This window comes from Paracoccus sp. TD-10, assembly GCF_048270675.1.
Lineage (GTDB): Bacteria > Pseudomonadota > Alphaproteobacteria > Rhodobacterales > Rhodobacteraceae > Paracoccus > Paracoccus pantotrophus.
The window spans coordinates 62,865-88,253 of record NZ_CP182418.1; the positions used below are offsets into that span (position 1 = coordinate 62,865).

27 protein-coding genes are annotated in these 25,389 nt (G+C 66.8%); 15 read left to right on the forward strand and 12 right to left on the reverse strand.

Annotated features, from left to right (window positions below):
* Positions 1–587: 587 nt before the first annotated feature.
* A complete protein-coding gene (locus tag ACNKFW_RS00295; RefSeq protein WP_024842734.1) occupies positions 588–908 on the reverse strand; it encodes a DUF6280 family protein in 321 nt (106 codons plus the stop codon).
* 347 nt (positions 909–1,255) lie between these two features.
* Between ACNKFW_RS00295 and efp the strand changes: the two genes are divergently transcribed.
* From efp to ACNKFW_RS00340, 9 genes are all read left to right on the forward strand, one after another.
* The gene (gene efp / locus ACNKFW_RS00300; protein ID WP_024842735.1) at positions 1,256–1,819 is read left to right on the forward strand and encodes an elongation factor P; all 564 of its coding nucleotides are present in this window, start codon (positions 1,256–1,258) and stop codon (positions 1,817–1,819) included.
* Positions 1,820–1,973: 154 nt separating this feature from the next.
* The gene (locus ACNKFW_RS00305; protein ID WP_147427406.1) at positions 1,974–2,675 is read left to right on the forward strand and encodes a hypothetical protein; all 702 of its coding nucleotides are present in this window, start codon (positions 1,974–1,976) and stop codon (positions 2,673–2,675) included.
* A gap of 37 nt (positions 2,676–2,712) precedes the next feature.
* A complete protein-coding gene (locus tag ACNKFW_RS00310; RefSeq protein WP_338068516.1) occupies positions 2,713–3,072 on the forward strand; it encodes a GNAT family N-acetyltransferase in 360 nt (119 codons plus the stop codon).
* Between the two features lie 294 nt (positions 3,073–3,366).
* Entirely contained in the window at positions 3,367–3,900 is a 534-nt protein-coding gene (locus ACNKFW_RS00315; protein ID WP_147427407.1) for a hypothetical protein, read from the forward strand.
* Positions 3,840–4,109, forward strand: coding sequence for a 2-dehydro-3-deoxygalactonokinase (locus ACNKFW_RS00320; protein WP_147427408.1), 270 nt, complete (start codon positions 3,840–3,842; stop codon positions 4,107–4,109). The genes ACNKFW_RS00315 and ACNKFW_RS00320 overlap by 61 nt, the downstream gene beginning before the upstream one ends.
* The gene (locus tag ACNKFW_RS00325; RefSeq protein ID WP_147427409.1) at positions 4,106–4,708 is read left to right on the forward strand and encodes a 2-dehydro-3-deoxy-6-phosphogalactonate aldolase; all 603 of its coding nucleotides are present in this window, start codon (positions 4,106–4,108) and stop codon (positions 4,706–4,708) included. Before ACNKFW_RS00320 ends, ACNKFW_RS00325 begins: the two co-directional genes overlap by 4 nt.
* Positions 4,705–5,547, forward strand: coding sequence for an SMP-30/gluconolactonase/LRE family protein (locus tag ACNKFW_RS00330; RefSeq protein ID WP_024842740.1), 843 nt, complete (start codon positions 4,705–4,707; stop codon positions 5,545–5,547). The genes ACNKFW_RS00325 and ACNKFW_RS00330 overlap by 4 nt, the downstream gene beginning before the upstream one ends.
* Entirely contained in the window at positions 5,544–6,554 is a 1,011-nt protein-coding gene (locus ACNKFW_RS00335; RefSeq protein WP_024842741.1) for an aldose epimerase family protein, read from the forward strand. The genes ACNKFW_RS00330 and ACNKFW_RS00335 overlap by 4 nt, the downstream gene beginning before the upstream one ends.
* 44 nt (positions 6,555–6,598) lie before the next feature.
* A complete protein-coding gene (locus ACNKFW_RS00340) occupies positions 6,599–7,321 on the forward strand; it encodes a GntR family transcriptional regulator (protein ID WP_074990264.1) in 723 nt (240 codons plus the stop codon).
* Between the two features lie 114 nt (positions 7,322–7,435).
* Here the strand turns inward: ACNKFW_RS00340 and ACNKFW_RS00345 are convergent, their stop codons facing one another.
* The 3 genes from ACNKFW_RS00345 to ACNKFW_RS00355 form a co-directional block, all read right to left on the reverse strand.
* Complete coding sequence (locus tag ACNKFW_RS00345; RefSeq protein WP_024842743.1) at positions 7,436–8,281, reverse strand: ureidoglycolate lyase; 846 nt, start codon at positions 8,279–8,281, stop codon at positions 7,436–7,438.
* 29 nt (positions 8,282–8,310) lie between these two features.
* Positions 8,311–9,048 carry an SDR family oxidoreductase gene (locus ACNKFW_RS00350; RefSeq protein ID WP_024842744.1) on the reverse strand — a complete coding sequence of 246 codons (738 nt, stop codon included), beginning with the start codon at positions 9,046–9,048 and terminating at the stop codon, positions 8,311–8,313.
* A 101-nt stretch (positions 9,049–9,149) separates the two neighbouring features.
* Positions 9,150–10,601, reverse strand: a complete 1,452-nt coding sequence (locus ACNKFW_RS00355; RefSeq protein ID WP_147427410.1) for an aldehyde dehydrogenase family protein — start codon at positions 10,599–10,601, stop codon at positions 9,150–9,152.
* A 161-nt stretch (positions 10,602–10,762) separates the two neighbouring features.
* On the opposite strand from ACNKFW_RS00355, the gene ACNKFW_RS00360 reads away from it, so the two are divergent.
* On the forward strand, positions 10,763–11,419 hold the full coding sequence (locus tag ACNKFW_RS00360; protein WP_074990268.1) for a peroxiredoxin: 657 nt from the start codon (positions 10,763–10,765) through the stop codon (positions 11,417–11,419).
* A 33-nt stretch (positions 11,420–11,452) separates the two neighbouring features.
* Here ACNKFW_RS00360 and ACNKFW_RS00365 read toward each other — a convergent pair whose 3' ends face one another.
* The gene (locus ACNKFW_RS00365) at positions 11,453–12,262 is read right to left on the reverse strand and encodes a glycosyltransferase family 2 protein (RefSeq protein WP_143091226.1); all 810 of its coding nucleotides are present in this window, start codon (positions 12,260–12,262) and stop codon (positions 11,453–11,455) included.
* An 86-nt stretch (positions 12,263–12,348) separates the two neighbouring features.
* Between ACNKFW_RS00365 and ACNKFW_RS00370 the strand changes: the two genes are divergently transcribed.
* Positions 12,349–13,077 (forward strand): glycosyltransferase family 25 protein, encoded by a 729-nt coding sequence (locus tag ACNKFW_RS00370; RefSeq protein ID WP_074990271.1) that lies wholly within the window; start codon positions 12,349–12,351, stop codon positions 13,075–13,077.
* A gap of 219 nt (positions 13,078–13,296) precedes the next feature.
* Here ACNKFW_RS00370 and ACNKFW_RS00375 read toward each other — a convergent pair whose 3' ends face one another.
* From ACNKFW_RS00375 to ACNKFW_RS00405, 7 genes are all read right to left on the reverse strand, one after another.
* The gene (locus tag ACNKFW_RS00375; RefSeq protein ID WP_167521758.1) at positions 13,297–14,043 is read right to left on the reverse strand and encodes a glycosyltransferase family 25 protein; all 747 of its coding nucleotides are present in this window, start codon (positions 14,041–14,043) and stop codon (positions 13,297–13,299) included.
* A 78-nt stretch (positions 14,044–14,121) separates the two neighbouring features.
* Entirely contained in the window at positions 14,122–16,266 is a 2,145-nt protein-coding gene (gene pnp, locus ACNKFW_RS00380; protein ID WP_024842751.1) for a polyribonucleotide nucleotidyltransferase, read from the reverse strand.
* Between the two features lie 237 nt (positions 16,267–16,503).
* The gene (locus tag ACNKFW_RS00385) at positions 16,504–17,163 is read right to left on the reverse strand and encodes a hypothetical protein (RefSeq protein WP_147427412.1); all 660 of its coding nucleotides are present in this window, start codon (positions 17,161–17,163) and stop codon (positions 16,504–16,506) included.
* 182 nt (positions 17,164–17,345) lie between these two features.
* On the reverse strand, positions 17,346–17,615 hold the full coding sequence (gene rpsO, locus ACNKFW_RS00390; protein WP_024842753.1) for a 30S ribosomal protein S15: 270 nt from the start codon (positions 17,613–17,615) through the stop codon (positions 17,346–17,348).
* A 143-nt stretch (positions 17,616–17,758) separates the two neighbouring features.
* Positions 17,759–18,649: a calcium-binding protein gene (locus ACNKFW_RS00395; protein WP_244314564.1), complete on the reverse strand. Its 891-nt coding sequence runs from the start codon at positions 18,647–18,649 to the stop codon at positions 17,759–17,761.
* 128 nt (positions 18,650–18,777) lie between these two features.
* Positions 18,778–19,431 carry a YggS family pyridoxal phosphate-dependent enzyme gene (locus ACNKFW_RS00400; protein ID WP_147427414.1) on the reverse strand — a complete coding sequence of 218 codons (654 nt, stop codon included), beginning with the start codon at positions 19,429–19,431 and terminating at the stop codon, positions 18,778–18,780.
* 70 nt (positions 19,432–19,501) lie between these two features.
* Positions 19,502–20,446, reverse strand: a complete 945-nt coding sequence (locus ACNKFW_RS00405; RefSeq protein WP_167521757.1) for a porin — start codon at positions 20,444–20,446, stop codon at positions 19,502–19,504.
* A 303-nt stretch (positions 20,447–20,749) separates the two neighbouring features.
* Here ACNKFW_RS00405 and ACNKFW_RS00410 point away from each other — a divergent pair, with 303 nt between their 5' ends.
* The 4 genes from ACNKFW_RS00410 (at position 20,750) to holA (ending at position 25,372) form a co-directional block, all read left to right on the forward strand.
* Positions 20,750–21,265, forward strand: a complete 516-nt coding sequence (locus ACNKFW_RS00410; RefSeq protein ID WP_024842757.1) for a DUF3576 domain-containing protein — start codon at positions 20,750–20,752, stop codon at positions 21,263–21,265.
* Between the two features lie 75 nt (positions 21,266–21,340).
* Positions 21,341–23,875 carry a leucine--tRNA ligase gene (gene leuS, locus ACNKFW_RS00415; RefSeq protein ID WP_074990279.1) on the forward strand — a complete coding sequence of 845 codons (2,535 nt, stop codon included), beginning with the start codon at positions 21,341–21,343 and terminating at the stop codon, positions 23,873–23,875.
* The gene (gene lptE / locus ACNKFW_RS00420; RefSeq protein ID WP_024842759.1) at positions 23,862–24,347 is read left to right on the forward strand and encodes an LPS assembly lipoprotein LptE; all 486 of its coding nucleotides are present in this window, start codon (positions 23,862–23,864) and stop codon (positions 24,345–24,347) included. The genes leuS and lptE overlap by 14 nt, the downstream gene beginning before the upstream one ends.
* The gene (holA, locus tag ACNKFW_RS00425) at positions 24,344–25,372 is read left to right on the forward strand and encodes a DNA polymerase III subunit delta (RefSeq protein WP_024842760.1); all 1,029 of its coding nucleotides are present in this window, start codon (positions 24,344–24,346) and stop codon (positions 25,370–25,372) included. The genes lptE and holA overlap by 4 nt, the downstream gene beginning before the upstream one ends.
* Positions 25,373–25,389 lie beyond the last annotated feature (17 nt).

A 25,389-nucleotide genomic window follows, 5' to 3' on the forward strand; every position in this document is an offset into this window, starting at 1 on the left:
GAGACTAATCTTCCGCCAATTAGAGGCGGAGGGCATCAACGTGGATGTAAAATCATCGCAAGCAACGGGAAATGCCGCCATGCATTATGTCGCATGGCAGCTCTCGAAGAAGGGCTGGAACGTGATGCCGACGACGCGAAATGCGAAGGGAAGCGACCTGTACTGCGCGAACGATGCGGAGACCATTATCTTCGGGGTACAAAGCAAGGGCCTGTCTAAGAGAGCTCCGGTTGGACTGGGATCGAATCTAAGCAACCTTCGGTCGGATTGGTGGATCATTACGATCAACGCGAAATCGGACACCCCGACCTGCTTCATCATGACCCGGCAGGAGGTTATAGATCTTTGTTTTCATAGCGATCCCGCAAAGAGCCGCGCCGGGGTGCAGTCATACTGGCTCCAACCCAAGGCCTACGATCAGCCACGGTTTAGGGATGCGTGGCACAGGCTTTCCACGCCTCCCGGCCCTGAGGACGAGATATATCCATCATTGGCAGCTCCGTCCCGCAAAGCTGCCGCCGCATCGCCCCCAGCCCCATGAAAAGGCCGCCCCTCGGGACGGCCCAGCCAATGCGCGGCGGACGCGCTTACGCCGCGTCGGCCTCTTCCGCGGCGTGGCGGCGTTCGCTTTCCTCGCGCGACAGCGCGACCGAGGTGCGCACGCCCTTGGCCACGAATTCCATCAGCCCCTTCACGACACGCTCGTTCGGGTCGATGCCGGCGCAGGACAGCACCTCGCGCCCATCGCGCGAGCGTGCCCAACGTGCAATCTGATCGGGCCCGTTGCCGTATTTCTTGTCATCGGCGATCGCATCGTCCAGCGCAGCCAGCACAACGGCCGCAAAAAGCTTGCGGGCCCGCTGTCCCTGTTCGAAATTGAAAGCCGAGCCATCCACGAAATCGCGCATCATCATTATCCTGTTTTTCTTGCGGAGCCCCCGCACCTCGGCCCTTGCCAAGGCTGCTGCATCATCTTGCCTCATAGGCGGCGCTGGCCGGCTTAGCCCATCCGCGCCGTGATTCGGTATGCCTCCAGCCGCATGACCGCCATGCACGGGGCGCAAGCCCCGGCAGATACGCAGAATAGCCGCCAAAAGCAACGATCTTGCGACATGCAGAAATGCGAAGGCACCCTTGACAACGCTTGAAAGGCGTTTCGGTTGCCATGAGGCACGGCAATGGATATAGGTGCGCGCAATCGCGGTTCAACCCCCGAACCCTGGGCGATTTTCCAAATTTTTCAAGGTGATCCTGAATGGCCAAGATCAATGGCAATGAAATCAAGCCCGGTGTCGTGCTGGACCATGACGGCGGGTTGTGGGCGGCGGTCAAGGTGAACCACGTCAAGCCCGGCAAGGGCGGCGCCTTTGCCCAGGTCGAACTGAAGAACCTGCGCGACGGGCGCAAGCTGAACGAACGCTTCCGTTCCGAGGACAAGGTCGAACAGGTGCAGCTGGAAACCAAGGACCAGCAATTCCTGTACGAATCCGACGGCAAGCTGGTGTTCATGGACAGCGAGACCTTCGAGCAGACCGAACTGGACGCCGACCTGCTGGGTGAACGGCGGCCCTTCCTGCAGGACGGCATGATCGCAGCGGTCGAATATTACGGCGACGAGGCGCTGTCGGTGCGCATTCCCCAGAAAGTGATCTGCCGCGTGGCCGAGACCGAGCCGGTGCTGAACGGCCAGACCGCCGCGAAAAGCTTCAAGCCGGCGATCCTGGACAACGGGTTGCGTGTCATGATCCCGCCCTTTGTCGGCGTGGACGAGGACATCGTCGTCAATACCGAGCTTTTCGAGTATTCCGAACGCGCCTGACCGGGCCATCGGCCCGTTCCCGCCGCCTCTCAAGACAAATATGGCCAAGCGCGCCGCGGGGCCATAGGATTGCCGCCAAGGCAATGTCGAAGGGCGGCGGAGCGCGATGGCAAAGGGAATCGGAAAGACGGGGAAAGGCCGGCCCGGTAAGGGCGTGACCCTTCCGCTGCGTCAGGTTTCCGGCCCTTCCGACGGGCTGGACGAGGTTCGCGCCGCCATGGGCGAGGCGATCGAGCGACTTTCCCGGCTCGAGGATGTCATGTGCGAGATGATCCGGGCCGGGCTCGCGCCCACCGTCGGCGGCGGCCAAGGCCTGATCGCCACCGGCCCGCCGCAGGACATCGCCGAGGCCGAGGTCTCGGCCGCCCAGGCAGCGATCCTGGCCAATACGCCGCCGACCGCCGAATCGCAAACCTCTGCCGGGCCGCAGGACGGGACCGGCACGGCCGAAGCTGCCGCCGTTCCCGGCTATATCTCGCGCCGCATGCTCGTGGAGCTGGCCGTCGGGCTGGGCGAAACCCCTCTGCATGCGCACCCCAGCGCCAAGCGGGGGCTGCGCCTGGTCGGCAGCGCGCGAAAGGGCCGGCCGGTGCCGCTTTACCTGCGGCTTGACCGGCATCTGCGCCTGCCGCTCGACTGCGGCTCGAACTCATTGGAAATCGAGCGCAGGCTGGGCGGGCGTTGGCACCGCACCGGGCTGCGCGCCATCAAGGACGGCATGGGCGGCATCCAGATCGACATCGCCATGCTGGAACAGCTTGCCGGGCCGTTCTCGCCGGAATTGCGCCGCATCCTGACGCTGGATCCCAGGCCGGCGCCGAACCGGGACGGATCGCCCCGCCCGCAGCCGGGCTGACGGCAGGCCGCTTGCCGCAACGTCGCAAGCGCCGGGAATGGACCGGATCGGGCGCGCCATGCGTTATGGCGGCAACGAGACGGAGGTAACCATGGTGCAACCGACCATCCATGTCACCCATGAGGATTACGGCAGCTCCGGCCGCTATGCCGTTGCCATGCCCGGAATCGAGGGCGAGGCCGAGCTGACCTGGCATGCCGGGGGCCCCGGCATCATCGTCGCCGACCACACCTATGCGCCAGACGCCATGCGCGGCTCGGGCGCGGCCGCCGCGATGGTGCGGCGGCTGGTTGCGGATGCGCGGGCGCGCGGCGTGCTGATCGTGCCGGCATGCAGCTATGTGCGCGCCCAGTTCGAGCGCCATCCCGATTGGTCCGACCTCTGCGCCGATGCCTGAGGCAATACAGGCCGGCATCCGCATCCCAGCTATGGTATGGACATTCGCATTCCGCTGGATGGACGGACATGCCGGCCGGAACGGCCCCCGCAGCGAGCCAGGCGGTCGGCCACCGCCGCCACGCGAAATCGAGGCAGGAGCCGGATTTTCCGCATCCCATGCAGCAAGGGGAAGCGCCGGCCGGCCCCGACCGCAAAGGCGGCCGCCATGGTCGATGCCATGATGCAGGGCGAGATGCCCGAGGTGAACGAAACCGAAAGCCTCGAGCCCGCGCCCTCATGCCTGCTGGAGCCGGTGGCCGTGACCGAAAGATACCTTGCCGAGGCGCTGATCGGTTCGGGCCATTACGCCGGGGACCGGTTGAAGCGAGCTTCCCATGCGCCGCCGCCGGCGGTGGCGACCGCGCCATCGGGCATCGCAGGGGTGGCCATGGACGCGATTCTGCAAATGCGGGGCATCGCCAAGGAACTTCCCGGCGTGAAGGCCCTGGACGAGGTCAACATGGCCGTCCGGCGCTGCGAGATCCTCCATGACGGCCGGCCGACGGCATTCCGCGCCATCAGGGACGGCAAGGCACCGGGCATCGTCATCACCCATGGGGAACTGGCGCCGGTGCGACGGATGTCGGTGGCCGAGAACATTCTCCCGGGCAAAGGGATCGCGCGGCGCGGCGTCATCGACCGCCGCAAGACCAACCGCCATCCCGCCGACCTGCCGGCGCAGGCCGGGCTGCGCGGGGCCCGCAAACCAAGGCCGGCGGCCCGGGCATGGGCGGGCGGCAGCCGATCGGGATCGCCAAGGCGCTGTCGCAAAAGGTCGACCCGCTGATCCCGGACGAACTGATCGGCACCGAACGCGCCGCGGCGCGCGGCTTCCGGCAGGACGGCCCGGCCATGATCGTCGGCACGCCCGACCTGGCGCGGCTTCACGAAAGCCCGCTGCTGGCGGCCGGCGCGCAGCCATGCCACAAGAACGGCACGGCGCCGGTCCCGGAGAGCCTTGCCGCCGCCCGCCTCGATTCGCCGGAGGATCCATGACCTTGCCCATCATCGCCATCCTGCGCGGCCTGACCCCGGCCGATGCCCTGCCCGTCGCCCGCGCCCTGGTCCATGCCGGCATCGACCGCATCGAGGTGCCGCTGAATTCGCCCGACCCGCTGGACAGCATCCGGCTGATGGCAGGGGCGCTGGCCGGGCAGGCGACCATCGGTGCCGGAACCGTGCTGACGGTGGATCAGGTGGCGCAGGTGGCCGATGCCGGCGGGCGGCTGATCGTCTCGCCCAATACCGATCCGGCGGTGATCGGCGCGACGCGGGCGCGCGGCCTGCAATCCTGGCCCGGCGTCTTCACCGCCACCGAATGCTTCGCCGCCATCGGTGCCGGCGCGACCGGGCTGAAGCTGTTTCCCGCCGACCAGGCCGGCACCGGCATGCTCAGGGCGCTGCGCGCCGTGCTGCCGCCCGACCTGTCGGTCTATGCCGTGGGCGGCGCCGGCCCGGCGAATTTCGCCGAATGGCTGGATGCCGGGGCGCAGGGCTTCGGCATCGGCAGCGCGCTCTATCGCCCCGGCGACGGGCCCGAGACGGTCGCCGCCCGCGCGCGCGACATCGTGGCGGCGCTGCGGGCCTGCGCATGAACGCGCGGGTCTTCGACTCCCGCATCTGCGAACTGGGCGAAGGCGCTTTCTGGCATCCCGAACGCGCCCAGCCCTTCTGGTTCGACATCCTCGGTCGCCGGCTGCTGTCGCGGCAGGACGGGAACGAACTGGAATGGCGGTTCGGCGAAATGGTCTCGGCCGCGGGCTGGATCGACCGCGACCGGCTGCTGATCGCCAGCGAAACCGCGCTGATCCGCTTCGACCTGCGCGACGGCCGGCAGGAACGGCTGGCACCGCTGGAGGCCGACCGGCCCGGCAACCGTTCGAACGACGGGCGGGCCGATCCTTTCGGCGGATTCTGGATCGGTACCATGGCACGCAACGGAAGGGCTGGAACAGGCGCGATCTATCGGTATCTTGACGGAGAATTGCGCCTGTTGCGGGGAAACATGTCCATCCCGAATGCGATCTGCTTTTCTCCCGACGGTCGCCTGGCCTATTTCGCCGACACCGCCGCCCAGACCGTCTGGTCGCAAGACTTGGACGAACAGGGCTGGCCCTGCGCCGAGGCCCGCGTCTTCCTGGACCTGGCCGGGACCGACCAATTCCCCGATGGCGCCGTCACCGATGCGCAGGGCCGGTTCTGGAACGCGCGCTGGGGCAACGGCTCGGTCGTCTGCCATGCACCGGACGGCCGGCTGCTGCGCCGCCTGTCCCTGCCCGCCAGCCAGCCCAGCTGCCCGGCCTTCGGCGGCCCCGGCCTTGCGCAGCTGATCGTGACCAGCGCCGCCGAGGGCAGGCACGGGCCGCAGGACGGCCGGACCTGGCTGCTGGACCCCGGCGCCCAGGGCCGGCCCGAACCGCGGGTCCGCGCATGATGCCACGTGCATTCGGCCTGCTGCCGGACGGCCGGCCGGTGATGCAGGCGACGATCTCGGGCCATGGGCTGACAGCCTCGGTCATCACGCTGGGGGCCTCGCTGCAGGATCTGCGGCTGGCCGGGGTCGGGCATCCGCTGGTGCTGGGCTTTCCGCGGCTCGCGCCCTACCTGGACGAGGGCCGCTATTTCGGCGCGGTGATCGGGCGCCATGCCAACCGCATCGCCCACGGCCGCGCGGTGCTGGACGGGCAAAGGCTGCAACTGGACCGCAACCAGGACGGCCGCCACATGCTGCATGGCGGCCATGACGGCTGCGGCACGCGCAACTGGATGCTGGCCGACTGGGACGAAAGCTCGGTGGCGCTGGCCGACCACCTGCCCGCGGGCCACATGGGCTTTCCCGGCGCCATGCTGATCCGGGCGACCTGGTCCATCCTGCCCGGCCCGGTCCTGATGCTGACGATCCTGGCCACCTCGGACGACACCACCTTCTGCAACTTCGCCCAGCACAGCTATTTCAACCTGGACGGCACCGAGACCGTGGCCGGCCACCGGCTGACCGTCCCGGCCGAGACCTACCTGCCGGTGGACGAGGAGATGATCCCGCGCGGCGGCCCCGCGACGGTCCAGGGCACGCATCTGGATTTCCGCAATCCCGTCCCCTTGGGCGAGCGGCTGGACGGGCCGCGCATCGACCACAACCTCTGCCTCTCGGACCGGCGCCGCATCGTGCCGCGCAAGGTGGCGGTGCTCCAGGCAGGCGGGCTGACCATGACCCTGCGCTCGACCGAGCCGGGGCTCCAGATCTATGCCGGCGACCACCTGGCGCCCGGCGCACCGGGCCTTTGTGGCCGGCCCTATGGCCGCCATGCCGGCATCGCGCTGGAATCCCAGCTCTGGCCGGACGCGCCCAACCATGCCGGCTATCCCTCGGCGCGGCTGGAGCCGGGCCAGCTCTATCGCCAGACCACGGTGATGAGCTTTCACCGCCGCCCGAAAGGTTGACGCAAGGTCCGGTCCCGAACTAATGCGGGTTCCAGGGAGGATTCATGGACCCCGCATCGACCGAAACCCTTTCCGCCGCCGGGGGCCCGCCCCCGTTCGCGGCGCAATTGCACGCCCGCCTGCGCCAGCGCATCATCCGCGGCGAGCTGCCGCCCGGCACGCGCCTCTCCGAACAGGAGATCGCCGACCAATGCGCCCTGTCGCGCCAGCCGGTCCGCGAAGCCTTCATCCGCCTGGCCGGCGAGGGCCTGCTCGAGGTGCGGCCGCAGCGCGGCACCTTCGTCACCCGCATCGACATGGAATGGGTGCTGTGCACGCGCTTCATCCGCGAATCGGTCGAGGCCGACATCGTGCGCCTGGCCGCCGCCTGCGCCCGGCAAGCGCAGCACGAAGCCCTGTTCGACCAGATCGCCCGGCAAGAGGCCGAGGCCGACCCCGCCGCCCTGGCCCAGCTGGACGAGGAATTTCACGCCACCCTGGCCGGCATCGCCGGCAAGGCAAGGGTCTGGAACCACCTGCAGCAGATGAAGATGCATCTCGACCGCGCCCGCCACCTGCTGACGGCGATGACGCCCAAGGACATCATGCTGTCCCAGCACCGCGCCGTGACCGAGGCGATCGCCGCCCGCGACCCCGACCGGGCCGAGGCCGCCATCCGCCAGCACCTGCGCCGCGTGCTGCTGGACCTGCCTGGCGTGCTGCGGCTGTCGCCGGACTATTTCACCAGGACCGACACGCTGGCGGAAACCCTGGCCGCCGAAGCCTGACGGCCTTCTTCGTTCTCCAAATACCCATGCCCCCGTGCCGCCCGGCGCGGCCTGGCCGGCTTGCGCGCGGCCTCTCCGCTTCACCGTTTCCGGAATACTCGTCCACCCGCGCCGTCAATCGCGGCTGCGCACCCTCTGGCGCTGCTCGCCCAGCCCCTCGATGCCCAGCCGCATCACCTCGCCCCCGCGCAGGAAGACCGGCGGCGTCGCCCCCATGCCGACGCCGGGCGGCGTGCCGGTGGTGATCACGTCCCCCGGCATCAGCGTCATCAGCCGCGAGCAATAGGCGACGATCTCGGCCACGCCGAAGATCATCGTCGCGGTCGAGCCCTGCTGGCGGCGCACACCGTCCACCTCAAGCCACAGATCCAGCGCCTGCGGGTCGGGCACCTCGTCGCGCGTCACCAGCCAGGGACCGATCGGGCCGAAAGTGTCGAAGCCCTTGCCCTTGTCCCAGGTGCCGCCGCGCTCGGCCTGCCATTCGCGCTCGCTGATGTCGTTGACCACGCAATAGCCGGCGACATGCTCCAGCGCCGCCGTTTCAGACACCTGGCTGGCGCGCGAACCGATGACCACACCCAGCTCGACCTCCCAATCGGTCTTCCGCGCGCCGGGCGGGATCACCACGTCATCGTCCGGGCCGATGATGCAGCTGGTCCATTTGCTGAACACCACCGGCTCGGAGGGCACCGGCAGCCCGGCCTCGGCGGCATGGTCGGCATAGTTCAGCCCGATGGCGACGAATTTCGGCACATGGCCCACGCAGGGCCCCAGCCGCGGCTGGCCCGAGACGATGGGCAGCCCGTCCAGCTCCAGCGCCGCGATCCCGGCCAGCCCCTCGGGGGTCAGCACCGTGCCGGCAATATCGGCGACATGGGCCGACAGGTCGCGGATGCGGCCCTCGCCGTCCAGCAGCCCCGGCTTTTCCCGGCCCGGCGGGCCATAGCGCAGCAGTTTCATCGCTTGTCCTTTCGCATGTGCCGGGCCGCTCAGCCGCGCCCGACAAGGGGCATGTTCGTCGCCATCACCGTCATGTGCAGCACATTGGCGCCCTCGGGCAGGCTGGCCATGTGCAGCACCGCCTCGGCCACGTTCGCGGCGTCCATCACCGGCTCGGGCCGGATCGAACCGTCGGCCTGCGGCGCACCCTGCATCGCCACGGCGGCGATCATCTCGGTCGCGGCATTGCCGGCGTCGATCTGGCCGCAGGCGATGTTATAGGGCCGCCCGTCCAGCGCCAGCGTGCGCGTCAGCCCCGTCACCGCGTGTTTCGAGACCGTATAGGGCACCGAGCCGGGCCGCGGCGCCTCGGCCGCGATCGAGCCGTTGTTGATGATCCGCCCGCCCATCGGATCCTGCCGCCGCATCTGGCGAAAGGCCGCGCGGGCGCACAGGAACATGCCGTCGATATTCACCCGCGCCACGCCCTGCCACTCCTCCCAGGAAATCTCGTCGATCAGGCGCGAGATCAGGATGGCGCCGGCATTGTTGAACAGCACGTCCAGCCGGCCCCATTCCGCGACCGCGCGGGCAAAGGCGGCATCCACCGCCTCGGGCACGGTCACGTCGCAGGGCAGCACCAGCGCCTGCGGATGGCCGTCGGCAGTCTCGGCCAGGGCCGCCTCGCGCCGGCCGATCAGCCCGACGCGCCAGCCGGCGTCAAGAAACCGCCGCGCGGTCAGCCGGCCGATGCCGCTGCCGCCGCCGGTGATCAGGATCGTCTTCATGTTCCGCGCCCCTCGCCCTTTCCGCCCGCGCCTTTCCTGGCGCGGATGCTAGCGGCATGGCCCCGCAAGGAAAAGGGCCGCCCGCAAGGCGGCCCTGCGTGTCAGGCTTCCGGATCCCAGCCGCTGATCTGCTTGCTGTCCATGAACTCCTCCAGCCCCCAGACGCCGCCCTCGCGCGCCCGGCCGGACGCCTTGACGCCGCCAAAGGCCGAGCCCCTGCCCCGGCCTTGCCCGTTCATCTCGACCATGCCCGCGCGCAGCTGCCGCGCCAGCCGGTTGCGGCGCGCGCCGTCCCGGGTCTGGACATAGTTGGTCAGGCCATAGATCGTGTCATTGGCGATCCCGACCGCCTCCTCCTCGCTATCGAAGGGGATGATCGACAGCACCGGGCCAAAGATCTCCTGCCGGGCGATGGTCATGTCGTTGCTGACATCGGCAAAGACCGTCGGGCGCACGAAATAGCCGCGATTGACGCCCTCGGGCAGGCCGGGACCGCCGGCGACCAGGCGCGCGCCTTCGTCGATGCCCTTCTGGATCAGGTCCTGGATCTTGTCCCATTGCGGCTTGCTGACCACCGGGCCGATATGGCGGCCGGGCTGGTGCGCGCTCGCCACCGCGGTCTCCTCGGCCACCTTGCGGGCCTGCTCGACCGCGTTCTCGTAGAAGGACCGCTCGACCAGCATCCGCGTCGGCGCGTTGCAGCTTTGGCCGCTGTTGTAGAAGCAATGCCGCGCCCCGCGCACCACCGCCTTCTCGTCGGCATCGGCAAAGACCAGGTTCGCGCCCTTGCCGCCCAGTTCCAGCGCCACCTTCTTCAGCGTGTCGGCCGCGGCCTTGGTGATGGCGATGCCGGCGCGGGTCGAGCCGGTAAAGCTGATCATGTCCACGTCGGGATGCACCGAAAGCTGCGTGCCCACGCCCGCGCCGTCGCCGTTCACCATGTTGTAGACGCCCGGCGGCAACCCGGCCTCGTCCACGATCTCGGTAAAGACGACCGAGGACAGCGGCGCGATCTCGCTGGGCTTCAGCACCACGGTATCGCCGGCCAGCAGCGCCGGGATCACCTTCAGCGTGACCTGGTTCATCGGCCAGTTCCAGGGCGTGATCAGCCCGACCACGCCGACCGGCTCCCATGCCACCATGCTGGTCGGCGCATGCGGACCCAAGGGCCGGATGAACTGGAAATCCCGGAACGCCTCGATGAAGGTCTCGATGTGATAGCTGCCGGCGGCGGCCTGGTCGTTCAGCGCCATGTCCTGCGGCGCGCCCATCTCGGCGCTGATGGCGGCGGCCATGTCGGGGGCGCGGCGCTTGTAGATCTCCAGGATCTTCTCGACGTAAGCCAGCCGCTCGGCCGGCGGCGTCGCTGCCCAGGCCGGGAAGGCCGCCTTGGCCGCCGCCACCGCCGCATCGGTATCGGCCTGGCCGCCCAGGCTGATCACCGCCACCGGCTCTTCGGTCGAGGGGTCGATCACCTCAAGGTCATGGGGCTGGCTGGGCGCGACCCATCGGCCGCCTATGTAGAATTTCCGCTTGTCGGCAAGTCCGCTCATGAGAGCCTCCCTTGATCTGCGATTGGCCCGCAGACTGGCACCCGCGGGACCGGGCTGCAAGCCGCAGCGGCCCCGCGAATTATCACGACTGAACGGATCGAGTTGGACAATCTGCCGCAGATGCCTATCTTGTCGCCAAAGGCCAACCGAAAGGATCTGCAATGTCCCTGCGCATCAACGACACCGCCCCGGATTTCACCGCCAATTCGACCGAGGGCCAGATCAGTTTCCACGACTGGATCGGCGACAGCTATGCGATCCTGTTCTCGCATCCGCGCGATTTCACCCCCGTCTGCACCACGGAGTTCGGCGTGGTGGCGCAGCTGATTCCCGAATTCGAGAGGCGCGGCACCAAGGTTCTGGGCGTCTCGGTCGATTCGGCCGAAGACCATGGCAAATGGAAGGCCGACATCGAAAAGGTGGCCGGCGTCCCGGCGAATTTCGCCATCATCGACGACACCGACCTCAAGGTCGCCAAGGCCTATGACATGCTGCCGGCCGATTACTACCTGCCGACCGAGGGTCGCACGCCGCAGCATTCGGCCACGGTGCGCACCGTCTTCATCATCGGGCCGGACAAGAAGGTGCGGCTGACGATGACCTATCCGATGTCGGTCGGCCGCAACTTCGCCGAGATCATCCGCGCGCTGGACGCGGTGCAAAAGACCGACGGCGTGCCGCTGGCCACCCCGGCGAACTGGGAGCCGGGCCAGGACGTGATCGTGGCGCTGGCGCTGGACGACGCGGCGGCCGAGGCGGAATACGGCCAACTGAACAAGGCCCTGCCCTATCTGCGCTTTGCCAAGGATCCGGCGTAAATCACCAAGCACGGGCGGGGCGCTCTGCCCCGCCTAATAACCACGGACATCAGTAGGCTCAACCGGCGGGATACGCTCCATCGCCACGTTTTCGTAACGCTTCGCCTCGGTGAGGAATGAATAGATCGCGCCTTTGGCACAGTGAATAAAACCCGGCCAACCGCAGCGCCACAAACCATGTGCCAGATACCAGCGTAGGAAAAACACGGGAGGGCTGACCAGCATCTTCCAAGGCCTAGGCGGCTTGCCACGTCCGGTCTTCATCTTCGCTTTTAGGGTGGAGTACTTGTTTTCTTTCAGCATTTGGTCATGCAGGACGATGGGGCTGAAATGCAAAAGCCCGCCCGGTGCCACCTTTTTCACAGCACCGTCGATTTCGATTCCTTCATGCACCAGGTCTGTTGTGTTGAATCTGCCCTTGCCACGGCGGAACAGCCGGTTGTGGTAGCGTTCATGCGCCGACGGCGGCACATAGCCATAGCCATTCAGGTAATCGTAGCGCGTGATTTTCCAACCGTTCACGCCTTCATCAACCAGAAGCTGGGGGAATCGCTCTCCGAGCGCTGGGCTGACCCTTTCATCACTGTCGATGCTGAAGCACCAGGGTTGGGTGCATTGCTCCAGCGCGAATTGCTTCTGCGCGCCGAAGCCGCGCCAAGGTTCGCGTAAGACGCGCAAAGGTAGGCCTTCGGCCTGCAATCGCTCCAGGATTTCCAAGGTGCCATCAGTAGAGCCAGAATCGACGACCACAATTTCGGTGCAGAACGAGACGCTGCGCACGCAGTTCTCTATCACATGTGCCTCGTCTTGGCAGATGATGAAAGCGGAAACGGGTAGGGACAAGAGGGGGCTCCGTATCTGCACATTGTTTTGCTTATACGCTACAGTCCGTTATCCGATGCAAGAGTGAAGGAAGAAGGTTCGGCATCATGGCCATGATTTCAGTACCGCTGATCATCACGATCGAGGATGAGAACGGACCGCGGCGGCACCATGCCCGACAAGAGGCAGAGCGACAAGGTTGGACACCTCTGTTCCTACGCAGCATCGACACGACCAGCCCAGAAATCTCGCGACTATATGATTCGAAGTGGAACCGGCGCAAGCGTAAGCGCCCAATGACTGCCGGAGAAATCGCCTGCTACTATGGCCACCGGCAAGCGTGGCAGGTTGTTGCGGCAGGGAAGGAGCCCGCGCGATTGATTCTGGAGGACGACTTCAAAGTTGCGCGACCCGATTTGATCCCGCTATTTTCCCAAGCCGTCGATCAACTGCCGGCATGGGATATTATATGCCTCAGCAGTCACCGCGCCAAAGGTCCGTTCCGAAGCCTCTACTATGAGGGAATTGCGTTCCGGAAGTATCTTTTCGGCGCGACAGGCGCTGTCGGCTACCTGCTGTCACAGAATGGCGCACGAAAGTTGCTGTCCAGATCGAAAGTTTTTCGTCCCCTGGATGAGGATTTCATTCATCCATGGGAACTGGGATTGACCGTCCGATACACCGCACCCCGACTGATCTGCGAAATGAACGATGCGGTTTCGACTCTGGAAGATGCACGCAAGAACCGGAAGCGCCGCCTACTTGCCTCGTGCCACGGGGCACTGCTCAAGTTCGACTGGCAGCTGCGCTCGATCCTGCATTGGCTCAGAAACTGAAGCCCCCCTTTGGGGGGCGTTTCGAAAAGGAGCACGAAAATCTCAGGCCTTGGCTGATTCCTCTTTCTTCTTGGTAATTTCGTCATCGGTTTCATGATCGAGCATCTTCATGCCAGGGCGCGCCTTGAGGGGATCACCCTGCTCCGCGTATCCGCCAGCGCCTCTGGCACCGGCCGGAAGGGCAAGCTCGCACCGATGATATAATCTGAAGAAGTCAGGCTAAGAGTCCACGGGGCGCGCAAGCCTGCGCCGAAGAAGTCCGCGGTAATAGTTTACCTTGAGAAAGCGGGCTGAATTCTTCTTTTTGCACGGTACCTGCATCTCCATGATGGCTCGATCCTGAGCTAAATGCGACGGTCCCTGCCCCTGTGGATTGTGATGCACGACGCGCGGGACTACTAGCCAAGCCCGCAGATGGTACAGATCCACCGGCCAATCGGACACAAAATTGATCGGAATTGTCGCACGCAAGAGTTCCTGCGCTGTATTTCGGCACAGCGTGTAACCAGTACAAAGCCATGCCGGTCGCGCCGGACGATACATTAACCACCGCCCGGCCTTCTTTCGTTGCCAAGGCAGTACGCGACCCCCACAATGATCCAGCAAGGCCAACGTATCGGTCAAATGATGCCCCGCACGAATGAAGTCGGGAAAGTCCGGCGTCAGGATTGCATCATCCTCAAGCACGAGCGCCCCATCAAGTCCTTCGTCCATGATGGTCTCGTAAATCTGCCGATGCGACAAGGCACAGGCAAATTCCGAGTCCGTCATCGGCCGCTTCAGTCGATCATGAGCGGCGTCGCGGTCGATCATCGACAGATATTCAGCCGGCAAGCCCCGCCGCCCGTCCACTCCGTAGATCAAGCGCCATTGCAAACCCATTCCGGCAAGTTGGTCCAGCAATGGCTGACGACGCGCCTCATCGCCTTCCAGGGTCAATATGAAAATCGGCCAATCTGCCCGCATCGTTAATATCCCGTTCCACCGAACATGGAAGAGCCCCGGCATCGCCGAGGCTCCAACAGTCGAATCGCAGCGAAAGCCTCAGCCCTCGGCCGATTCCTCTTTCTTCTCGGTGATCTCTTCACCGGTTTCCTGGTCGACCATCTTCATGCCCAGGCGCACCTTGCCGCGGTCGTCGAAGCCCAGCAGCTTGACCTTGACCTCCTGGCCCTCCTTCAGCACCTCGTTGGGGTGGTTCAGGCGCTTGTTGGCGATCTGGCTGACATGCACCAGACCGTCGCGCTTGCCGAAGAAGTTCACGAAGGCGCCGAAATCGACCAGCTTCACCACCTTGCCGACATAGACCTTGCCCTCTTCCGGCTCGGCCACGATCGAATAGATCATGTCATAGGCCTTCTTGATCGAATCGGCATTGGCCGAGGCGATCTTGATGGTGCCGTCGTCGCTGATGTCGACTTTCGCACCCGAGGTCTCGACGATCTCGCGGATCACCTTGCCGCCCGAGCCGATCACTTCGCGGATCTTGTCGGTCGGGATGGTCATCGTCTCGATGCGCGGAGCATGGGCGCTGAACTCGCGCCGGCCCTCGGACAGCGCCTTGGACATCTCGCCCAGGATATGCAGCCGGCCGTCCTTGGCCTGGGCCAGCGCCTGTTCCATGATCTCGGGCGTGATGCCCGCGACCTTGATGTCCATCTGCAGGCTGGTGATGCCGTTTTCCGTCCCGGCGACCTTGAAATCCATGTCGCCCAGGTGGTCCTCGTCGCCCAGGATGTCGGTCAGCACCGCCCAGCGACCGTCCTCTTCCAGGATCAGGCCCATGGCGACGCCGGCAACCGGCGCCTTCAGCGGCACGCCCGCATCCATCATCGACAGCGAACCGCCGCAGACCGAGGCCATCGAGGACGAGCCGTTCGATTCGGTGATCTCGCTGACCACGCGGATGGTATAGGGGAAGTCGGTCGGCGCCGGCAGCACCGCCTGCAGCGCCCGCCAGGCCAGCTTGCCATGGCCGATCTCGCGACGGCCAGGGCTGCCGACGCGGCCCACCTCGCCCACCGAATAGGGCGGGAAGTTGTAATGCAGCAGGAAGTTCGAGCGGAAATTGCCGTGCAGCGCGTCGATGATCTGCTCGTCGTCGCCGGTGCCCAGCGTGGTCACGACCAGCGCCTGCGTCTCGCCGCGGGTGAACAGCGCCGAGCCGTGGGTGCGCGGCAGGAAGCCCACTTCGCAGTCGATGGGCCGCACGGTCTTGTTGTCGCGGCCATCGATGCGGGGGCGGCCGTCGATGATGCCGCCGCGCAGGATACCCGATTCCAGCTTCTTCAGCGCCGAGCCCAGGTTCGGGTCCAGCCGCTCTTCCTCGGTCAGGCCTTCGAGGATCTTCACCTTCACGGCCTCGATGGTATCGCGGCGCTCACCCTTGTCGTGGATGGCATAAGCGGCGCGCATCTCGGTCTCGCCCAGCGATTTCACGCGGGCGTAAAGGGCGCTGTAATCGGGCGAGGTGAACTGGAAGGGTTCCTTGGCGGCGGCCTCGGCCAGGTCGATGATCAGGTCGATCACCGGCTGCATCGCTTCGTGGCCGAATTTCACCGCGCCCAGCATCTCGGCCTCGGTCAGCTCATAGGCTTCCGATTCGACCATCATCACCGCGTCGCGGGTGCCGGCGACGACTAGGTCCAGCCGCTGCTCGGGGTTGCCGCGCAGCTGGTCCATGTCCTGCACTTCGGGATTCAGCACGTATTCGCCATTGGCGAAGCCGACGCGGGCGGCGCCGATCGGGCCCATGAAAGGCACGCCCGAGATGGTCAGCGCGGCCGAGGCGGCGATCATGGCGACGATGTCGGGATCGTTGACCAGATCATGCGACAGCACGGTGCACATGACCAGCACTTCGTTCTTGAAGCCGGGGGCGAAAAGCGGGCGGATCGGGCGGTCGATCAGGCGCGCGGTCAGCGTCTCCTTTTCCGAAGGCCGGGCCTCGCGCTTGAAGAAACCGCCGGGAATCTTGCCGGCGGCATAGTATTTTTCCTGGTAATGCACCGTCAGGGGAAAGAAGTCCTGGCCGGGCTTGGGTTCCTTGGCGAAGGTGACGTTGGCCATCACGCTGGTCTCGCCCAGGGTGGCGATGACCGAGCCGTCGGCCTGACGGGCAACCTTGCCCGTTTCCAGCGTGAGCGTTTCCTGGCCCCACTGGATGGATTTCTTCACTTCATCAAACATCTGGTTTCCTCTGGCGACGCGCCGGCCCTTCCGGTCGCGTCCCGTGTCAAATGGCGGCCCCATTGCCGCCGCCCCTATCCTTCGCATGTGCCCAGGGGCCTGGCGTCACGTCACAGATGGAGACGCCCCATACAGGAAATCAAGGCATATGGAAAGTGGCTTGGCGCCCGCGCTTGCCCGAAACAAGGCGGGCGGCGCCGGCCGGCAACCGCCCGTCCTGTCCCGCGCATCCGGCGATCAGGCCAGGGCCAGCGTCCTGGGCGCGGCGGCCTGCTGATCGGTCTTGAGCGCCTGCACGGCCTTCTCGGTCCTTTCGGCGGCCGCATCGGTCGGCCAGGGCCGGCTGCTGAGCGCCGCGACGCGCTCGACCATGGTCTGCGCACCTTCCCTGCCCTGGGCCTTGATCGCCCAGGCACGGGCCTGCGCCTCGGCATCGGGGGCGGCAGGCCGGGCCGCGCTTCTGGCTGCGCGCGCGGCAGGGGCAGCGACCTCGTCCAGGGCGGCCGGATCGGCTCCGCCGGACGCGCCCGCGGCCTTGGCCGGGGCCAGCACCGCGGCGGCAGAAGCGCCAGCCGCGGCGGCCGGATCCGCGGCATCGGCCGCCACCGGAACCCGCACCGGCGTCGGGGCGGCGGCAGGGGCAGCCGCCTCGGCCACCGGCATGACAGGGGCCGCCGGCTCATCCGCGGCCGGATGTGCGGCACCGGCGGAGGCCTGCATCGCATGCGGCGAGAAGTCGAAGCGGACGCCGCCATTCCCTGCGGGCTCCCGGCCCGGCAGCAATCCGGCAAGCGTCTCGACAACGTTCGAGACAGCCTGCAAGGGCGCCGAACCGGCCCCCGACGCGGCGGCAGGGGCAGAGGAGGACATTGGCTTGAAAAGTGAACTGATTACCATCTTGCGATCTCCGTCTGAAGACAGGCACAGGATAAGGACCATCCGTTAGGAATCCAGAAAGCAATCCGTTGGATTTTAATGGCTGTCGCAGCGCCGGCCGGAAAGCGGGAAACGCAAAACGCCCGCGGCCTGTGCCGCGGGCGTTCCTGCAATCCAAGGGCCGCGGGGTCGCAGCCGGACGGTCAGCGGCGCAGGCCCAGCTTGCCGATCAGGTCGGTATAGCGGGCTTCGTCCTTGCGCTTCAGGTAGTCCAGCAGCTTGCGGCGCTGCGCGACCAGCTTCAGCAGGCCCCGACGCGAATGGTTGTCCTTCTTGTGGGTCTTGAAATGCTCGGTCAGCGTGGCGATGCGCGACGACAGGATGGCGACCTGCACTTCGGGCGAGCCGGTGTCGCCTTTCTTGGTCGCGAATTCGGTCATCACGCGGTTCTTTTCCTCGACGGTGATCGACATCGGGGTCTCCTTTCAGGATCAAGGGTTATGGCGCAGGCCGGGATGTCGTCCAGCACAGGCCCGTGGAGAGATCCGCCGGAATCGCCCGGTCGGATGCGGGCGTATAGGCAAAATCGGCCGAAAAGGAAAGGGGTTTCTGCGGCTCAGCCGCCCGGCGCGATCCGCGTCAGGGCGATGTCGGCCGCCCGCAGCCCTTCGGCCTGCAACACCCGGCCCACGGCCACCCCGTCCACGCGAATCACCGCCGATCCGTCGGCCTCGCGCTCCAGCGCGACCACGGGATCGGCGCCGTCGCCGTGATAGCGCAGCTCGATACGGTCCAGCTGCCGGTCGAAATCGGCGATGACCGGCAGCGTCTCGCCCGGATCGTCCAGGTCGCCGCCCGGCGCGTCGAGCAGGAACAGATCCTCGCCCTCGCCGCCCTCGGCGAAATCGCCCGGTCCGGGATGCAGCGTGTCGCGGCCGGCGCCGCCATGCAGCCAGGCCCGCCCGGGCTCGGCCGAGCCGATCAGCAGATCGTCGCCATCGCCGCCGTCCAGATCGTCCTCGCCCCTGCCGGCGATCAGCGTGTCGTTGCCGAAGCCGGCCCAGAGCAGGTCGTCGCCGTCGCCGGCGGTCAGCAGATCGTCGCCCTCGCCGCCGAAGATCGTGTCGTCGCCGGGGCCGCCATGCAGGGTGTCGTTGCCGCCCTGCCCCGCCAGGTAATCGTCGCCCGCGCCGCCCTCGATGGAATCGTCGCCGCCCGGCCCGTAATCGCCGTCGCCATAGATCCAGTCGTCGCCGTCGCCGCCCAGCAGCGTGTCGTTGCCCAGCCCGCCATGCAGGTCGTCATTGCCGCCATGGCCGGTCAGCAGGTCGTCACCATCGCCGCCGGCCAGCCAGTCCGAACCCTCGCTGCCCCCGGTCGCCACGCCCCTGGGCCGGTCGGAATCTGAGGGTTCGCGCTGCGGGTCGTCGGGGTCATGCTCGCCGCCGGGCGTGCGGCTGGTGCCGGTCGCATCCACGGCAAGGCCGGCGAATACCAAACTGAGCAAACTGCTGATCAACAACATGACGGGAACCCAACGCGAATCACGCAACCCACGAAAGCACCTTATCCCGCCGCCGCCCGCCCCGCATCCTTATTGCTAATAAAGGCTTAACGGCCCGGCCGATCCGGCGGTCAGCCGTAGTCGCGCGCGCCAAAGATGGCGCTGCCGATGCGGACATGGGTCGCGCCCTCGGCGATGGCGGTTTCGAAATCCGCGCTCATGCCCATGGACAGGCCGGCCAGGCCGTTGCGTGCGGCCATATCGCGCAGGGCGCGAAAATGCGGCACCGGGTCCAGATCCTCGGGCGGGATGCACATCAGCCCGGCAATCGCCAGGTCCAGCGCCCGGCACTGGGCGATGAAGGCATCGGCCTCGTCGGGCAGAACGCCGGCCTTCTGCGGCTCGGCCCCGGTGTTCACCTGCACGAAAAGCTGCGGGCAGGCCCCGCGCGCCTGCACCTGCCGCGCCAGCTTGCCGGCCAGCGAGGGGCGGTCGAGCGTGTGGATGGCGTCGAAAAGCTCCAGCGCCGGCTTCAGCTTGTTGGTCTGCAGGGGGCCGATCATATGCAGCTCGACGCCGGGGAAACGCTCGCGCCAGCCGGGCCATTTTCCCGCCGCCTCCTGCACGTAGTTTTCGCCGAAGACACGGTGGCCGGCCGCCAGCACCGATTCCACCCGTTCGGGGGGCTGCACCTTGCTGACGGCGATCAGCGTGACCGCGCCCTCGGCACGGCCCGCGGCTTTCTCGGCCGCAGCAATGCGGCGCCTGATGTCATCCAGTCCCATGGCGGCATGATTTCCAAAAGAAAAGAGCGGGCGCAAGGCCCGCTCTTCCTGATTTCCGTATCCCGAAGGATCAGAACTCGAAGCGCACGCCCATGTCGGCGCGAACCTTTTCTGCATAGTCGCGCTGGATCGACGCACCCAGACGGGCACCGCCCAGATCGTAGTTCACGCCGATACCGAAAGCGTTGTCGCTTTCGTTGGCGTCATGATCGTTGTTGGCGATGAAGGCTTCCAGATTGGTGCGGCCATCGGCCAGGGTGTAGTCACCGTAGAGCGTGATGGTGTTTCCATCATCTTCGGCGGAATCGTTGCTGGCATCGACATAGTTCAGGCCGATACGCGCATTCTCCATGACGGCATAACGGGCACCGACGAAGAAGATGTCATTCTCGTCCACACCTGCGCCATTGACGGTATAGGCGCCTTCCAGTTCCAGACGGTCGTTCCAGGTGTACTGAGCCAGAATGCTGAACTCTTCTTCCAGGACTTCGTTCACGCCCGACTGGTCGGGATCGATGTACGAAGCGCGCAGGGTCAGAGCGTCGAACGAGTACCGCACGCCAACGCCCTGACGATTGACGTCAGCGTAAGGGTTCGACTCGTATGCGAAGTAGCTGCCGTTACGCGCACCGGCGTTAAAATCAAAAACGCCCAATTCGGGAGCGAACAGCAGCGTGGAGCTGTCGTAAGCGTTATCGACGTTGCCCACTTCGACGGTCAGGCCTTGGGCGCTGATCCAGAGCTTACCCGCGTTGGTGGCAGCGCTTTCACCCTGGCCATTGGTGGCGTCCTGATCCCACTGGAGGCGGAAACGGGCACCGAAGTCGACACCCGAATCGGTCGAGGTCGAGGCGTCGATGTTCATCCGCAGACGCGAGTCGACGCGGGTCTCGTTGCCAGGACGGTCTTCGATGTACACGACACCGGTCCGGCCGTAGCCCGAGATGCTAACCTCGGCGGCGGCCACGCCCGCGGTCAGGAGCAGCGCGGTGGAGGCGATAAGAGCCTTTTTCATGATGTTTCCCTCTTGTCTCTCTCGTATGCCCCACCCGGCGGGCCGGTTTGGGGTATGCCAGTTGTGTCGCGCTTTCCCCCCCTCATTGCAACGGAATCGCATCGGCTTAGCCCGATTCCGACCTGCTGTGATGCACATGGGCCACACCCCGTTGCAACGGCCCGCACCCCCCGGCGCAGGCGCCCTTGCGCGCGCGAGCCATATCACCCCGACGGGGATCGCGGGCCATGGGCGCGGCCTCTCTTGTCGCAAGGGGCGGAATTGCGCTATGGCTCGCGGCAAGGACGATCCGGGGGACATCAGATGACCAGACGCGCCGCACGGCTGACCGCCGCCCTGCTGATCTCGGCCGGGCTTGCCGCCTGTTCGGGGGGCGGTTCGGGCTTGGGCTCGGCAGGCTCGGCCGGTTCGGCCACCTCGCTGCCGGGCGGCGGCGGGAACCGCCAGGCCCAGCCGCAGGCCGCCGAACGGCGCGAGACGATCTGGGACGTGTTCTCGGACCGCCGCAACCCGAACGACACGGTGGCGGTGAACAAATACCTGTGGAACGCCAGCCTGGACGTGCTGAACTTCCTGCCGATCCAGTCCATCGACCCCTTCACCGGCGTCATCGTCACCGGCTACGGCACGCCGCCGGGCGGCGGGCGGTCCTATCGCGCCACGATCAAGGTCAGCGACCCGGCGCTGGATGCGCGCGCGCTCAAGGTCTCGTTGCAGGGGGCGGGCGGGGCGGCCGTGGCGCCCGACACCGTGCGCGCGGTCGAGGATGCGATCCTGACGCGGGCCCGCCAGCTGCGGGTGCAGGACCGCAACCTCTGATCCCCCCGACCCCGCTGGACCTGCATCGGGCAAGCGGCTAATACCCTGCGGGCAATCTGTCGCCCGGAGGTTTCCATGCCCTATGATCCCGCAATCAGCGAACCGCGCTGGCAAGAGGCGTGGGAGCAGGCCGACACGTTCCGCGCCGTGCGGGACGAGCGGCCCAAGTATTACGTGCTGGAGATGTTCCCCTATCCCTCGGGGCGCATCCACATGGGCCATGTGCGCAACTACACGATGGGCGACGTGGTGGCCCGCTTCAAGCGGGCGCAGGGCTTTTCCGTGCTGCACCCAATGGGCTGGGACGCCTTCGGCATGCCGGCCGAGAACGCGGCGATGGAGCAGGGCGGCCATCCGCGCGACTGGACCTATGGCAATATCGCCACCATGCGCGGCCAGCTGAAGCCCTTGGGCTTGTCCATCGACTGGAGCCGCGAATTCGCCACCTGCGACGACGCCTATGTCGCCCAGCAGCAGGCGCTGTTCCTGGACATGCTGGAAGCCGGGCTGATCACCCGCAAGTCGGCGCAGGTGAACTGGGATCCGGTCGACATGACGGTGCTGGCCAACGAGCAGGTGATCGACGGCAAGGGCTGGCGATCCGGCGCTGTGGTCGAGCGCAAGGAACTGACGCAGTGGTTCTTCAGGATCTCGGACTATTCGGACGAGCTTTTGTCGGCGCTGGACCGGCTGGAGGGCTGGCCGGAAAAGGTGCGGCTGATGCAGGCCAACTGGATCGGCAAGTCGCGCGGGCTGCAGTTCCGCTTCGACACCGTCGACCGGCCCGATTTCCCGCAGATCGAGGTTTATACCACCCGGCCCGACACGCTGCTGGGCGCCAGCTTCGTGGCGCTGTCGCCGGATCACCCGCTGGTCAAGGCGCTGGCCGCGTCGGACCCCAAGGTCGCGGCTTTCGTCGAGGAATGCCGCAAGATCGGCACCACCGAGGAAGCGATCGAGACCGCGCCCAAGATGGGCCTCGACACCGGGCTGACCGTGCGCCACCCGCTGGACCCGGATTGGCAATTGCCGATCTGGATCGCGAATTTCGTGCTGATGGATTACGGCACCGGCGCGATCTTCGGCTCTCCGGCGCATGACGAGCGCGACCACGAGTTTGCCAGCAAATATGGCCTGCCGATCCGCGCCACCTTCGGCGAAAAGGGCATGACGCTGGAACAGGCCGACGCGCTGGTGGCGAAAGCGCCCTATGTGCCGCTGAAATCCGAAACCGTGACCTATGTGCGCGGCTTCGCCGGCGAGACCGACCAGACCGGCGAGGCGGCGGTGGATGCCGCCATCCTGCACGCCGAGGCCAACGGCTATGGCGAGGGCGTGACCAAGTTCCGCCTGCGCGACTGGGGCATCTCGCGCCAACGGTATTGGGGCTGCCCGATCCCGGTGGTGCATTGCGAGACATGCGGCACCGTGCCCGAGGCCAAGGCGAACCTGCCGGTGCTGCTGCCGCAGGATGTGACATTCGACGTGCCCGGCAACCCGCTGGACCGGCACCCGACCTGGCGCGACGCCGCCTGCCCGCAATGCGGCGGCCCGGCCCGGCGCGAGACGGACACCATGGACACCTTCGTCGATTCGTCCTGGTATTACGCCCGCTTCACCGCGCCGCACGCGACGACGCCGACCGAGCGCGCCGAGACCGACTACTGGATGAACGTGGACCAGTATATCGGCGGCATCGAGCATGCGATCCTGCACCTGCTCTATTCGCGCTTCTTCGCCCGCGCCATGGTCAAGACCGGCCACCTGTCCGAAAGTGCCAAGGAGCCGTTCGACGCGCTCTTCACCCAGGGCATGGTCACGCATGAGATCTACATGACCCGCGACGAGCGCGGCCGCCCGGTCTATCACCTGCCCGAGGATGTCACCGACGGCAAACTGGCCGACGGCACCGAGGTCGAGGTGATCCCCTCGGCCAAGATGTCGAAATCCAAGAAGAATGTCGTCGATCCGGTGAACATCGTCGAAAGCTTCGGCGCCGATACCGCGCGCTGGTTCATGCTGTCCGACAGCCCGCCCGAGCGGGACGTGGAATGGACCGCCGCCGGGGCCGAGGCCGCGAACCGCTTCCTGTCGCGCGTCTGGCGGCTGGCCGACGAGATCCCCGAGGGCGGGGCCGATCCCGAGCTGGCCCGCGCCGCGCATCGCGCCATCGACGAGGTGACGAAATCCATCGAGGGCTTCGCCTTCAACAAGGCGGTGGCCAAGATCTATGAGCTGGCCAATGCCATCGGCAAATCGAAGGCTGGCGGCGAAAGCCGGCGCGAGGCGCTGCGCATCATGGCGCAGCTGATGGCGCCGATGGTGCCGCATCTTGCCGAGGAGGTCTGGGCGAAGGCCGGCGGGCAGGGCATGGTGGTCGATGCCGCCTGGCCCAAGGCGGACCCGGCGCTGCTGGTTTCCGACAGCGTGGTGCTGCCGATCCAGATCAACGGCAAGCGCCGGGCCGAGATCGAGGTGCCCAAGGACATGCCCAAGGACCAGATCGAGGCCATCGTGCTGGCCGACGAGACCGTGCGGCGTTTCATGGAAGGCGCGGCGCCCAAGAAGCTGATCGTGGTGCCGGGGCGGATCGTCAATGTCGTGGTCTAGGCGCAGCGTGATCCTGGCCGCGCTGGCGCTGGCCGCCTGCGGCTTTTCCCCGGTCTACGGGCCGGGCGGCACCGGCGGCAAGCTCTTCGGCCAGGTCCGCGCCGCCGATCCGCGTACGCCCGACGATTTCAGCTTTGCCGGCCGCATCGCCGAGCGGCTGGGTTCCGAGGCCGGGGGGCGCTTCCTGCTCGACTACCGGCTGCGCATCGCGGTGGTGCCGCAGGCGATCACCCCCGACGAGGTGACGACGCGCTATGCGTTGAACGGCACTGCCGATTTCACCCTGACCGAGGCCGGCACCGGCCGCGAGGTCACGCGCGGGCAGGTCAGCAGCTTCACCTCATACTCGACCACCGGCACCACCATCGCCACCATGGCCGCCGAGCAGGACGCGCATGAGCGGCTGGCGCGGATGCTGGCCGACCAGGTGGTGACGCGGCTCTTGGCCGTCCAGCCCGACGCGGTGCCATGATCCTGAAGGGCGCCGAGATCGGACGCTATCTGGCGCGGCCCGATCCGACGCGCCCGGCGCTGCTGATCCATGGCCAGGACGCGATGCGGGTGGCGTTGAAGCGGGCCGAGGCGGTCAAGGCGCTGGTCGGCCCCGGCGCCGAGGAGGAGATGCGCCTGACCCGCATCCCCGGCGCCGATCTGCGCAAGGACCCGGCGGCGCTGCTGGATGCCGTGAAGGCGGTGGGGTTCTTTCCCGGCCAGCGCGTGGTGCTGGTCGATGACGCGCCGGATGCGGCGACACCCGCCGTCGCCGCGGCCATCGCGGAATGGAAGGCCGGCGACGCGGTGATCGTGGTCGCGGCGGGGAGCCTGGGCAAGTCCTCGGCGCTGCGCAAGCTTTTCGAACCGCATCCCGCCGCCGTGACCGCGCCGATCTATGACGACCCGCCGGGCGAGGACGAGGTCGGGCGCTGGCTGCATGAGGCCGGGCTGCGCGAGGTGCCGCGTGACGCCATGCGCGACCTGATGGCGCTGGCGCGCGCGCTGGATCCCGGCGATTTCCGGCAGACGGTGGAAAAGATCGGGCTTTACAAGCATGGCGACCCCGAACCGCTGACGCCCGCCGAGATCGCCGCGCTGGCGCCGGCCACCATCGAGGCCGAGGTCGATGAGTTGATCGACTGCGTCGCCGAGGGCCGGGCGCGCGAATTCGGCGCGCTGATGCGGCGGATCGAGGGGCAGGGCATCGCCCCGGTGACGCTGTGCATCGCGGCGCTGCGGCATTTCCGGGCGCTGCATGCCGGCGCCTCGGACCCCGGCGGGCCCGGGGCGGGTTTCTCGCGGTTGCGGCCGCCGGTCTTCGGCCCGCGCCGCGACCGCATGATCCGGCAGGCGCAGGACTGGGGCATGCGGGCGCTGGAGGATGCGATCCACCAACTGATCGACACCGACCTGGTGCTGCGCTCCTCCTCGCGCGCGCCGGCCATGGCGCTGATGGAGCGGATGCTCTTGCGGCTGTGCATGATGCCGCGGGGCGGGCGGTGAGCGAAAGGGTCGAGGCC